This is a genomic window from Mixta sp., from assembly GCF_024610815.1.
Classification (GTDB): Bacteria; Pseudomonadota; Gammaproteobacteria; order Enterobacterales; family Enterobacteriaceae; genus Mixta; species Mixta calida.
Window position 1 is genome coordinate 1 of the sequence record NZ_JANION010000089.1, and the last position, 11,684, is coordinate 11,684.

General features: G+C 61.0%; 10 protein-coding genes. 4 read left to right on the forward strand and 6 right to left on the reverse strand.

Annotation, left to right across the window (positions count from 1 at the left end):
* Window positions 1-153 precede the first annotated feature (153 nt).
* The 3 genes from MYY08_RS05735 to MYY08_RS05745 all read right to left on the reverse strand — a co-directional run bounded on the left by MYY08_RS05735 (window position 154) and on the right by MYY08_RS05745 (window position 3,728).
* Window positions 154-1,485, reverse strand: coding sequence for an MFS transporter (locus tag MYY08_RS05735; protein WP_038629492.1), 1,332 nt, complete (start codon window positions 1,483-1,485; stop codon window positions 154-156).
* A gap of 285 nt (window positions 1,486-1,770) precedes the next feature.
* On the reverse strand, window positions 1,771-2,775 hold the full coding sequence (gene yhjD / locus MYY08_RS05740; RefSeq protein ID WP_038629493.1) for an inner membrane protein YhjD: 1,005 nt from the start codon (window positions 2,773-2,775) through the stop codon (window positions 1,771-1,773).
* A 53-nt stretch (window positions 2,776-2,828) separates the two neighbouring features.
* A complete protein-coding gene (locus MYY08_RS05745) occupies window positions 2,829-3,728 on the reverse strand; it encodes a LysR family transcriptional regulator (RefSeq protein ID WP_038629494.1) in 900 nt (299 codons plus the stop codon).
* Window positions 3,729-3,843: 115 nt separating this feature from the next.
* On the opposite strand from MYY08_RS05745, the gene MYY08_RS05750 reads away from it, so the two are divergent.
* Window positions 3,844-4,602, forward strand: a complete 759-nt coding sequence (locus tag MYY08_RS05750; RefSeq protein ID WP_038629496.1) for an SDR family NAD(P)-dependent oxidoreductase — start codon at window positions 3,844-3,846, stop codon at window positions 4,600-4,602.
* A gap of 1 nt (window position 4,603) precedes the next feature.
* On the opposite strand, the gene MYY08_RS05755 is transcribed toward MYY08_RS05750, so the two are convergent.
* Window positions 4,604-5,455, reverse strand: a complete 852-nt coding sequence (locus MYY08_RS05755) for a PhzF family phenazine biosynthesis protein (protein ID WP_288013775.1) — start codon at window positions 5,453-5,455, stop codon at window positions 4,604-4,606.
* 114 nt (window positions 5,456-5,569) lie between these two features.
* On the opposite strand from MYY08_RS05755, the gene MYY08_RS05760 reads away from it, so the two are divergent.
* On the forward strand, window positions 5,570-6,193 hold the full coding sequence (locus tag MYY08_RS05760) for a glutathione S-transferase family protein (RefSeq protein ID WP_038630220.1): 624 nt from the start codon (window positions 5,570-5,572) through the stop codon (window positions 6,191-6,193).
* Between the two features lie 63 nt (window positions 6,194-6,256).
* On the opposite strand, the gene MYY08_RS05765 is transcribed toward MYY08_RS05760, so the two are convergent.
* Entirely contained in the window at window positions 6,257-7,711 is a 1,455-nt protein-coding gene (locus MYY08_RS05765) for an aminotransferase-like domain-containing protein (protein WP_288013778.1), read from the reverse strand.
* Between the two features lie 134 nt (window positions 7,712-7,845).
* Between MYY08_RS05765 and MYY08_RS05770 the strand changes: the two genes are divergently transcribed.
* The gene (locus MYY08_RS05770) at window positions 7,846-8,433 is read left to right on the forward strand and encodes a LysE family translocator (protein ID WP_038629501.1); all 588 of its coding nucleotides are present in this window, start codon (window positions 7,846-7,848) and stop codon (window positions 8,431-8,433) included.
* A gap of 262 nt (window positions 8,434-8,695) precedes the next feature.
* Here MYY08_RS05770 and MYY08_RS05775 read toward each other — a convergent pair whose 3' ends face one another.
* Window positions 8,696-11,095, reverse strand: coding sequence for a phosphoketolase family protein (locus tag MYY08_RS05775; RefSeq protein ID WP_190296355.1), 2,400 nt, complete (start codon window positions 11,093-11,095; stop codon window positions 8,696-8,698).
* A gap of 150 nt (window positions 11,096-11,245) precedes the next feature.
* Between MYY08_RS05775 and MYY08_RS05780 the strand changes: the two genes are divergently transcribed.
* The coding region (locus MYY08_RS05780; protein WP_288013781.1) for an SLC13 family permease at window positions 11,246-11,684 on the forward strand (439 nt) is incomplete at its 3' end.

The window sequence follows — 11,684 nt, forward strand, 5'->3', positions numbered from 1 at the left end:
TTATATTGCTTATCGGGAAAATAGCGGAAACAGGTTTTCAGCCCGGTTTCACGCCGTCAGAGGCCCGAATTTTCGGGCCTCAACGCTTTAACTGACCAGCATTCACCCGAAGGCGGCCTTGTTCTTTTTCATTGCAGGGTAAGTCCTGCGCCGTCAGGCCTCATACAGCGTTTGATGGCGCGTCTCTTTACAGGCGATCAGCGCAATCAACGTCAGCAGCGCCATCGCCGCCAGGTAGAGGCCGACGGCGAACAGCCCATAGTTGGCGTTCAGCCAGGCGGCGATATAGGGCGCGACCGAGGCGCCGAGGATCGACGACAGGTTGTAGGAGAACGACGCGCCGGTATAGCGCACTTCCGTCGGGAACAGCTCCGGCAGCAGCGCGCCCATCGGGCCAAAGGTCAGCCCCATAATGCTCAGGCCGATCAGCAGGAACAGCATCATCATCGCCTGGCTGCCGGAGGCCATCAGCGTCGGGAACAGCAGGGCGAACAGCAGGATGCCGAGCGTAATCACAATCATGGTCTTGCGGCGGCCAAAGCGATCCGCCAGCAGACCGGCGATCGGCACCATCACGCCGAAGCCGATCACCGCCACCATCAGCATCCACAGCAGGCTGTTGCGTGAGAAACCAAGTCCGGCGGGAACCGGCGCGGTGCCGTAGCTCATCGAGTAGACGGTCATAATGTAAAACAGCGTGTAGGTCGCCAGCATAATAAAGGTGCCGAGAATGGTCGCGCCCAGATGCTTGCTGAGCAGGGTGCCGATCGGCACGCGCACCTGTTTTTTCTCTTTCTGCACCTTAGCGAACACCGGGCTTTCATGCAGCGATATGCGCACGTAAAGGCCGATAATCACCAGCACCGCGGAGAGCACGAACGGCACGCGCCAGCCCCAGCTCATAAACTGCTGGTCGGTCAGCAGCCAGGAGAGCAGCAGGAAAGTGCCGTTAGCGAAGAAAAAGCCGATTGGCGCGCCGAGCTGCGGGAACGAACCGTAGAGCGCGCGCTTTTTCGCCGGCGCGTTTTCCGTCGCCAGCAGCGCCGCGCCGCCCCATTCGCCGCCGAGTCCCAGCCCCTGGCCGAAACGCGCCAGCGCCAGCAGCAGCGGCGCGAATACGCCGATGGTGTCATAGCCTGGCAGCAGGCCGATTACCACCGTTGAAATGCCCATGGTCAGCAGCGAAGCGACCAGCGTCGTCTTACGTCCGACGCGATCGCCGAAGTGGCCGAACAGCGCCGAGCCGATAGGACGCGCAATAAAAGCGATGGCGAAGGTGGCCAGCGACTGTAGCGTCGCAACGGTGGCGTCGCCCTGCGGAAAGAAGATATGCGGAAAAACGATCACGGCGGCGGTGGCGTAGATATAGAAATCGAAGAATTCGATGGCGGTGCCGACCAGCGAGGCGATGACCACTTTTCCGCGCGAATTAACCGGCGTGTCGCCGTTTTCGGTGTCGAGAGTTGGTGCGATGGATGCTTGCATAATTGTTTCTTATTTGTAAACCCGGACAAAGAATCTTACGCACTGGCTGAAACGGGTTCAATGGCGAAAAGCCGCGCCGCGCCTGCCTTACAGGACAAAAAGTGGATAATTTTTAGCATGAAAGCTTTACCGGCGGATGGCAGGGCGAACGACGCGTTTTCTGGCGTGAATCACTGCAAAACGGGGAAATAAAAGTGAGGCGTCAGTTATTCATGCTGGCTTATGGCGAATTTTTGCGCAAGACGCGGCATTTTCCTCTGCTCTGCCGCGTCGTTGCCCGCTGCGTTATTTTTTCCGGCGCAGGGTGAGCTGCGGATCGTCCTTATACTCGGCGGTGGCGATCCAGGCGGCGCAGAACAGCGTCAGGCGCGCAAAGAAGTAGAAGAACGCCATCAGCCCCAGCACGGAGCCGAAAGCGGCGCCAGAAGGCGATGTGGCCAGCTTCGGCAGCGTCAGCGTCATGATGAATTTGATCACCTCGAAGCCGATAGCCGCCAGCAGCGTGCCGCGCAGCAACGCTTTCTTATGCGGGCGGTGGCGCGGCAAAATCCAGAAAATCCACAGGAACAGCAGATAGTTGGCGAAGATAGAGATCGACAGCGCGATCAGCGTCATCGCCGGGCGCAGCCACTCAATGCCTTCCAGCCCCAGCGCGCGCACGATCGCATCTTGCGCAGCGCCTGCGATAGAGGTGAGCGACAGGGTGATCACCAGCGCAAACACCAGTCCCATCAGCGAGATAAAGTCGCGGGTATATTTAAAATAGATTTTCTCTTTATCCTGCGCGCCGCGTTCCCAGACGTCGCGCGACTGCGCGCGGATCGCCTCGCGCAGGTTGCCCATCCAGCTGATGCCGGAATAGAGCGCCACCAGCAGGCCGGTAATGCCCACCGTGGTGCGCTGCTGCACGGCAGTATGCACGGTGTTTTTCAGCGTATTGGCTAAGGTCGGATCGCTGATGCTGCTGACGATGCGATCGATCAGCTCGTTCAGCAGCGTCGGATGCGACGCCAGCACGAAGCCGACGGCGGCGAACGAGACCATCAAAATCGGGATCAGCGATAAAAAGGAAAAATAGGTAATGGCGGCGCCGAACTGACTGCCGAGACGGTCGGTAAAGCGCTCTCCGGCGCGAATAAAGTGCGCCACCGCCGGAATCGACTGAAACCAGCTGACAAAGCGCGAGACGCGAGTAATGGAGCGATCCACGGTGTGATTGCCGGTTTTAATATTAATGAGCGGCTTCTTTTCCTGCCGCTGTTCGGGAGGCTGCGAATATTTGTCCGTCATGAACCGGAGTCATCCTTCTGTTTAGGCGTCAAAATGTCATTATAGCTGCGCTGTTACGTGATGGTGCCTTTCATCGCCTGCGTCAGCCACTCCATAAATACCCTGACCCGCTGCGCCAGGTTGCGGCGATGCGGCCAGAGCAGCGACAGCGGCATCGGGCGGGCGCAAAAATGGGGAAGCACCTCTACCAGCCGCTGATTCTCCAGCAGCGCCTGCACGCCATGGCGCGGCACCTGAATAATCCCCAGCCCGGCCAGGCAGGCGTGACGATAGGCGGGCGTCGAATTCACCGTCAGGGCGCCGCCGGTCTGGATAAAGTGACTGCGCTGACCGTCGAAAAATTCAAAGCCGCTATGCGCGCTGCCCAGCTGCTGGCTGTAGTGCACCATCGCATGCTGCGAGAGATCTTCCAGCCGGAGCGGCATGCCGAAACGCATCAGGTAATCGGGACTGGCGCAGTTGATCATCGGCAGATGTCCCAGCGTGCGGCTCATCAGCCCGGAATCCTGTAGCTGGCCGATGCGCACTACGCAATCGAACCCTTCGCGGATCACGTCTACCTGACGGTCGCTGCTGCTCAGCTCCAGCTCAAGGCCGGGATAGTGCTGCAAAAACTGCGGCAGTTGGGGGATGATGATATCGGTCGCCAGCGCGACCGGCATATCGACGCGCAGGCGGCCGCTAAGCGTCGCCGGTTCTTTCTGGAACAGGGTATCCATCTCTTCCAGCGTCGCCAGCACATCGCGGCAGCGCTCGTAATAGACCAACCCGTCCTGGGTCAGCTGGACGCGGCGCGTGGTGCGGTGCAGCAGCCGCGCGCCCATGCGATCCTCCAGCGCCTGAATCTGCCGGGAGAGGCTGCCCTTCGGCTGGCCGAGACTCTCCGCCGCGCGCGTGAAACTTTCCATTTCAGCGACGGTAACAAACACCTTCATTGCGTGAATTTTATCCATTTATGCACCATTTGTTGTCAAAAATGAAACAATGAAGCGCATTGAGCATAGTTTATCCCCGCCACTGATTTCAATATGCTGTTTTTTCACTCACTGATAAAGCGGAGTTAATCAAATGGTCGATAAAATTGCGTTAATTACCGGCGGCAGCCGGGGTTTAGGGCGTAATGCGGCGCTGAAGCTGGCGGAAAAGGGCGTGGACGTCATTATTACGTGGCGCCAGGGCGAGCAGGAGGCGGAAGCGGTCGTAGCGGAAATGCAGGCGCTGGGGCGACAGGCCGCCGCGCTGCAACTGGACGTGGCGGACGTGCAAAGTTTCGGCGATTTTGTCGCGCGGCTGGAAGAGACGCTGCAAAGCCGCTGGCAGCGGCAGCGCTTTGATTATCTGTTGAACAATGCCGGCGTCGGGCTTTACGGCGCGTTCGCCGATACCACCGAAGCGCAGTTCGATACCCTGATGCTTACCCATTTTAAAGGCCCGTTTTTCCTCACCCAGCGGCTGCTGCCGCTGATTAATGATGGCGGACGCATACTTAACGTCTCCACCGGCCTGGCGCGTTTCAGCCTGCCGGGTTATGCCGCCTACGCCTCAATGAAGGGCGCGATGGAAGTGCTGACGCGCTATCAGGCGCGCGAGTTGGGCGCGCGCGGCATCGCCGTGAATATCCTGGCGCCGGGGGCGATCGAGACCGATTTTGGCGGCGGTTCGGTGCGCGACAATCCTGAGGTCAACGCCTGGATCGCCTCGCAAACCGCGATGGGCCGCGCCGGATTGCCGGACGATATCGGCTATGCGGTGGCGGCGCTGTTCAGCGATGAAACGCGCTGGATCACCGCCCAGCGCATAGAGGCCTCCGGCGGCATGTTCCTGTAAATCAGACCGTCAGGACGCCGTCGATCGCCGTCAGCGTCGCGCCGCCAATCCAGATGCCGTCGTCGCGGAAGCGCACGCTGATACGACCGTCGCGCTGAATGGCGGTGCCCTGGCGCGCCAGGTAGTCCTGCGGCATCCCCTGCGCCGCCAGATAGCGCGCCAGGCAGGCGTTGGCGCTGCCGGTAACCGGATCTTCCGTCAGCGCGCCCTGTTCCACCAGCAGGCCGCGCACCTCATACGCCACCTCGCCGTCGTCAGACGGGCCGAACGGCATCAGGCCGGTTACCCCGGCGTCCGCCAGCAGCTGCGCCAGGCGCGGCACGTCGGGGTTGATATCCAGCACCGCCTGCGCCGACGTCATCGGCACCAGCAGCCAGCGAATCCCCATATCGACGATGGTCACGGTGTGTTGCATATCAAAAGCCTCGCTGTTCAGCGCCGCAGCGATGCCGGGATGCTGCCATGCCGACAGCGTCGCTTCCGGCGCGGCAAACGCCAGTTCACCGCCTCTGCCGATAGCGATCTGCACCAGACCGACGCCGCACTCCTGTACCATGCGGCCCGGCGTTTTCGGCTGATGTCCCGCCTCCAGCAGCGCGTGGGCGGTGCCCAGCGTGGGATGTCCGGCAAAAGGCAGTTCGCCTTCGATGGTAAAGATGCGCACCCGATAGTCGGCGTCAGGATGCGTCGGCGGCAGCACGAAAGTGGTTTCGGAAAGATTCGTCCAGCGGGCGATGCGCTGCATTTGCGCATCGCTCAGCGCGCTGGCGTCAAGGATCACCGCCAGCGGATTGCCGCTGAAAGGCGCGCTGCTGAAAACATCGACCTGCTTAAAAGGAAGCGGAGTTGCCATTATTTTCCCACCGTTGTGAAACAGAAACCTGATTACTAACGCGTTTCTGTTGCTAACGTCAATCAGGGCAACTATGAATAACGATACCGACATTTACTTTTCATGGCTGAAACGATGCTGAAAATTCTGGGGCGCGCCTCTTCGATCAATGTCCGCAAGGTATTATGGCTGTGCGACGAGCTGGGGCTGACGTATCAGCGGGAAGAGTGGGGAGAGGGATTTAAATCGACGCACGATGCGCGTTTTCTGGCGCTGAACCCGAACGCGATGATACCGGTGATTCAGGATGACGATTTTATTCTCTGGGAGTCGAACACTATCATCCGCTATCTGGCGAACCGCTACAGCGGCGAATGGCTCTATCCGACGCCGCCGCGCGAACGGGCGCGCGTCGATCAGTGGATCGACTGGCAGGCCACCGAGCTGAATACCGCCTGGCGCTACGCCTTTATGTCGCTGGTGCGCCAGTCGCCTGCCCATCAGAACGCGCAGCTGCTGGCTGCCGCCTGCAAAGGCTGGACCTGGACCATGGGCATTCTGAACCAGCAGCTGCAAAAGACGGGTCGCTATATCGCTGGCGACCGCTTCACCCTGGCGGATATTCCCATCGGCCTGTCGGTAAACCGCTGGTACGAGACGCCGCTGGAACATGCCAACTACCCCGCCGTGCGCGCTTACTATGAGCGGCTGACGGGACGCGACGGCTACGTCAAATGGGGACGCAACGGCACGCCGTAGCGCAGTACTGGCGCGCACGATCGGCGAGCGGGCACGCTTTCGCCCGGCTCCGCTCTGAAAAGATCACTCCGCGCCCGCCGGCAGACCGCTCATCTCGCAGGCCAGCGCGCCCGCGCGGCTGATGGCGTAGCGGTAACGTTCGTCGAACGGGTAGCAGCAGGAGAGACGCAGCGCGTGATCGGCGCGGTCGCTCAGCGTATAGAGCGCGCCGGGCGTCAGGCAGATCTTCTCCTGCAACAGACGGTGAAACAGCGCCACGGCGTCGATCTGTTCCGGCAGCGTCACCCAGAACACAAAGCCGCCCTGCGGACGCGTGGCGCGGGTGCCGACCGGAAAGTGCTGGGCGATCAGGCCGCGCGCCTCGTCGAGATTGGCCGCGTAGCGGCGGCGCAGCGTGCGCAAATGGCGCTCATAGCCGCCGGTCGCCAGGAACTGAGCGAGGGTTTCGCACAGCAGCGTGGGTTCCGCCATCGAGGAGAATGCCTTCAGTCGCGCCACCGCCTGCGAAAAGCGACCGGCCGCCATCCAGCCGATGCGGAAATCGGGCGCCACCGTTTTGGTAAAGCTGGTGCAGTAGATAACCCAGCCGTCACGATCGAACGCTTTGGTGGTCGGCAGCGGCGGCGTGCGGTCCTGAAGTTCGTCATACAATCCATCCTCAATCAACGGCACCTGCCAATGGTTCATCAGCGCCGCCAGCCGTTTTTTATTCTCCAGCGGCATGCTGCATCCCAGCGGGTTCTGCATGCCGGGCATGGCGATCAGCGCCTGAATGCGCCGCTCGCTCAGCACCATTTCCAGCGCGTCCAGCGACAGACCGTGCTGCGGATCGGTCGGGATTTCCAGCGCGGTCAGACCGAGGCTGGCGAGCAGGGGAAAGAGAAAGAAGTAGGTGGGCGTTTCCAGGCCCACGCAGTCGCCCGGACGGGTTGTGGCGCGCAACGCCAGCTGCAACGCTTCCATGCAGCCATGGGTCAGCGTGACGCCGTCCGGCGTCAGCTTCATGCCCATATAGCTGGCGCGCCGCGCGATCTCCTCACGCAGCCGTTTACTGCCTGGCGGCAGCGCATAGCGGCCAATCATCTGCGGATTGCGTCGCAGCAGCGAGGCGGTGATGCGCGCCAGCTTCGCCGCCGGATAGAAATCGCCGTCGCGCGGGCAGGCGAGCGAAATATTGGTGTAGTCGGGATGGTTTTGCGCCGCGAACACCGTATCGATCAAATCCAGCTGCGCCTGTCCCGGCGCCGCCACGGTGGCGCGATAGCCAGGAACTTTTTCCGGCGCGGGCAGCACGCTGCGCACGTAATAGCCCGACTGCGGGCGCGACTCAATCAGCCCGCGATCCTCCAGCACGCGCCAGGCGCTGAGTACGGTGTTGATGCTGAGCTGCTGCGCGGCGGCGACGCGTCGGATGGCGGGCAGACGACTGCCGGGCGGCCAGGTGCCGTCCTGAATGGCGCGGGCGAAGTCGTCCGCCAGCTGTTGGTAGCGCGTGATTTCAGGCGAGGTCACAGACACAGTTGCTCTCCGGGCTGATGGTTACAATTGATAAATTGAAAATCTGTACCCCTGACAATACTGTTTTGTTGTCTCTGTTACCATTACCGACCGCTGCATAACATAAAGCTTCTGTTTTCAGGCCGGAGCTTGCCATGATTGATCCTTCTTTTTTCAGCTATGTCACCGTGATGTCAATAACGCCGGGGCCCAATAATCTGCTGCTGGCGACCTCAGGCGTCAATTTTGGCCTGCGCCGTACGCTGCCGATGGTGGGCGGCATTCTGCTCGGCTGTTTGATCCAGCTGCTGCTGATGGCGATGGCGCTTGAGCTGCTGCTGGGCTGGATGACGCAGATGCGCCTGCCGCTGACGCTGCTGGGCTGCGGCTGGCTGCTCTGGCTGTCATGGAAAATCTGGCGCGCATCGGCGCCGACGCTCGCCGCGCGTCAGCGGCCCATGTCGACGCTGGGCGGCGCGCTGTTTCAGGCGGTCAATCCCAAAGCCTGGCTGATGGTCAGCAATGTGGCGCTGCTCTATATTGCGGATAATGGCGTAATGATAGTGCTGGCGGGGTACGCGCTGCTGAATTTGCCCTGTATTTTGCTCTGGGCGATGCTGGGGGAGCGGATGCGCCTGTTGCTTGATATCGACTGGAAGCGGCGGTTGTTCAACGGCGTGATGGCGGCGTCGCTGGCGCTGACCGCACTCTGGATGCTGTATGAAGCATGGGGCGGAGGTTGATAAGGAGCACGTCGGGCGACATAACCCGTTCGCAAAGACGCAAAAACGGCATCCCTGCCGGCTCGGCCCGCGCCGTCCATGGCGCGGGACGCTTTGCTCGCCGGTTCATGTCGCCCTTCTGAAGGTGAGGGTGCGCGTCGGGCGACATAACCCGTTCGGCAGGACGCAAAACGGCATCCCTGCCGGCTCGGCCCGCGCCGTCCATAGCGCGGGACGCTTTGCTTATCGGTTTCTGTCACCCTTTTATAACGGTGTCGCCAGGTTACTCCGGCGCGCCGCCGCTGCCCTGCTGCGAAGGCCATTTCCAGTTGCGCACTTCCGGCACATCTTCGCCATATTCACGCACGTAGCGATGATGCTCGGCGATTTTCTCCTCCAGCGCGTCGAGAATCGCGTCCGCTTTGTCCGTTAGCGACGCCACGCGCTGAATCGCATCCTGCGCCAGATGGTAACGATCCAGCTCGTTCATCACCGTCATATCGAACGGTGTAGTAGTCGTGCCTTCTTCCATAAAACCGTGTACGTGGAAGTTGCGATGGTTGTTGCGCTGATAGGTCAGACGGTGAATCAGGCTGGGATAACCATGGAAAGCGAACACCACCGGCTTGTCGACGGTGAACAGCTGATCGAACGCCGCATCCTCCATGCCGTGCGGATGCTGATCTTTGGTTTGCAGCGCCATCAGATCCACCACGTTGACCACGCGCACGCGCAGTTCCGGCAGGTATTCGCGCAGCAGATCGACCGCCGCCAGCGTCTCCATCGTCGGCACGTCGCCCGCACAGGCCATCACCACATCCGGCTCCTCGCCCGGCTTTTCAGTGCCCGCCCACGGCCAGACGCCCATGCCCGCCTCGCAGTGTTTAATCGCCTGATCCATCGTCAACCACTGCGGCTCCGGCTGCTTGCCAGCGATAATCACGTTAATGCGATCCCAGGTTTTCAGGCAGTGATCGCCCACCCACAGCAGGGTATTGGCGTCAGGCGGCAGATAGATGCGTACGATATCCGCTTTTTTGTTAGCGACGTGATCGATAAAGCCGGGGTCCTGATGGCTGTAGCCATTATGGTCCTGGCGCCAGACGTGGGAGGAGAGCAGATAGTTCAACGAAGAGACCGGCTTGCGCCACGGCAGCTTGCGCGTCACCTTGAGCCATTTGGCGTGCTGGTTGAACATCGAATCGACGATATGAATAAAAGCTTCATAGCAGTTAAACAGGCCGTGACGACCGGTTAGCAGGTAGCCTTCCAGCCAACCCTGACACTGGTGCTCGCTGAGAATCTCCATCACCCGTCCGTCAGAGGCCAGCTGTTCGTCATACGGGCGCACCTCTTCCATCCAGGTGCGGCTGGTAACGTCGAACACTTTGCTGAGCCGGTTGGAGGCCGTTTCATCCGGCCCAAACAGGCGGAAATTGTCTTTATTGCGTTCAAAGATGGCGCGCAGATACTGGCCCAGCACCTCGGTGGACTGCACCTGTTTTTCACCGGGCGTCGTGACATTCACGGCGAACTCGCGGATGTCGGGCGTATCCAGCTCGCGGCGCAGGCGTCCGCCGTTGGCATAGGGCGAAGCGCCCATCCGCTTCTCACCCTGCGGCGCCAGCGCGCGCAGCTCCGGTCGCAGTCGGCCCTGCTCGTCGAACAACGTCTCCGGTTGATAGCTGCGCATCCACTGTTCCAGAATCTGACGGTGGCCGTCATCTTCGCGACAGGAGGCGACCGGCACCTGATGCGCGCGCCAGAAATCCTCGACTTTTTTGCCGTCGACGGTTTTTGGACCGGTCCAGCCTTTCGGGCTGCGCAGAATAATCATCGGCCAGCGCGGGATGACGTCCGACGTCTCGCCGCGACGGGCGCGCTGTTGATAATCGCGGATCTTGTCGAAGGCGCGGTCCAGCGTGTCGGCCATCAGGCGGTGCATTTTTTCCGGCTCGTCGCCGCAAACGAACAGCGGCTCATAGCCGTAGCCGCTGAACAGCTGATGCAGATCCTCGTCGCTGCTGCGTCCCAGCAGCGTCGGGTTGGCGATTTTATAGCCGTTGAGGTGCAGGATCGGCAGTACCGCGCCGTCGCGCGCGGCGTTCAGGAACTTGGTGCCGTGCCAGCTGGAAGAGAGCGGGCCGGTTTCCGCCTCGCCGTCGCCGATGACGCAGGCGGCGATCAGATCGGGGTAATCAAACACCGCGCCGAACGCGTGCGAAAGCGAGTAGCCCAGTTCGCCGCCTTCGTTAATCGATCCGGGCGTTTCCGGCGCGGCGTGGCTGGGAATGCCGCCGGGGAAAGAGAACTGCCTGAACAGCCGCTGCATCCCGGTGGCGTCTTCGCTGATGTCCGGGTAGATCTCGCTGTAGCTGCCCTCCAGCCAGGTGTTGGCCACCATGCCGGGGCCGCCATGCCCCGGACCGCAGATATAGATCATATTGAGGTCGCGGTGGCGGATAATGCGGTTCAGGTGAGCATAGATAAAGTTCAGACCGGGCGTGGTGCCCCAGTGGCCCAGCAGGCGCGGTTTAATATGTTCGGGTTGTAACGGTTCGCGCAGCAGGGGATTATCCATTAAGTAAATCTGGCCGACCGACAGATAGTTGGCGGCGCGCCAGTAGCGATCGAGCAATGTCAGTTCTTCTTCGGCGCCGGGTTGCGGCTGTGCATGGGTCATGCTTTTCCTCCGGTGACTGCAATCACAAATACGGACATGGAGCGCTTTACCAGACCGTGATGAAATTCAATACTCTTTAACCCTAATAGAAGAAATCTTAATCAGCCAAAAATCAGGCTTTTTTCGGCTGCGCTGGCAAGGAGCTATCCGTTGTTCACGTCCGATCCCCATCTCTGGCTGACGACGCTGGTCGTCGCAGCGACGATTCTGCTGTGGGCCAGCGCGCGCCTGCCGGAATTCATTACTGCGCTGCTGTTTTTCGCTGCGGCGATGCTGCTGCATATCGCGCCCGCCGCCAGCGTGTTCGGCGGTTTCGCCTCATCCGCCTTCTGGCTGGTGCTAAGCGGTTTTATTCTCGGCGTCGCGATCCGTAAAGTCGGGTTGGCCGACCGGCTGGCGTACAGGCTGGCGCCGCATCTCAGCGGCAGCTGGCCGCGCATGGTCGGCGGCGTGATCGTCATCAGCTACCTGCTGGCGTTTGTGATGCCTTCCAATATGGGGCGCATCGCGCTGCTGATGCCGGTAGTGGGCGCGCTGGCGAAACGGGCGGGGATCAAAGAGGGGAGCCGGGGCTGGATTGGCCTGGCGC

What these genes read in the sequence shown, in the direction of transcription:
- MYY08_RS05735 (WP_038629492.1), bottom strand. Translation starts at nt 1,485, where the DNA reads ATGCAAGCATCCATCGCACCAACTCTCGACACCGAAAACGGCGACACG.
- yhjD (WP_038629493.1), bottom strand. Translation starts at nt 2,775, where the DNA reads ATGACGGACAAATATTCGCAGCCTCCCGAACAGCGGCAGGAAAAGAAG.
- MYY08_RS05745 (WP_038629494.1), bottom strand. Translation starts at nt 3,728, where the DNA reads ATGGATAAAATTCACGCAATGAAGGTGTTTGTTACCGTCGCTGAAATG.
- MYY08_RS05750 (WP_038629496.1), top strand. Translation starts at nt 3,844, where the DNA reads ATGGTCGATAAAATTGCGTTAATTACCGGCGGCAGCCGGGGTTTAGGG.
- MYY08_RS05755 (WP_288013775.1), bottom strand. Translation starts at nt 5,455, where the DNA reads ATGGCAACTCCGCTTCCTTTTAAGCAGGTCGATGTTTTCAGCAGCGCG.
- MYY08_RS05760 (WP_038630220.1), top strand. Translation starts at nt 5,570, where the DNA reads ATGCTGAAAATTCTGGGGCGCGCCTCTTCGATCAATGTCCGCAAGGTA.
- MYY08_RS05770 (WP_038629501.1), top strand. Translation starts at nt 7,846, where the DNA reads ATGATTGATCCTTCTTTTTTCAGCTATGTCACCGTGATGTCAATAACG.
- MYY08_RS05775 (WP_190296355.1), bottom strand. Translation starts at nt 11,095, where the DNA reads ATGACCCATGCACAGCCGCAACCCGGCGCCGAAGAAGAACTGACATTG.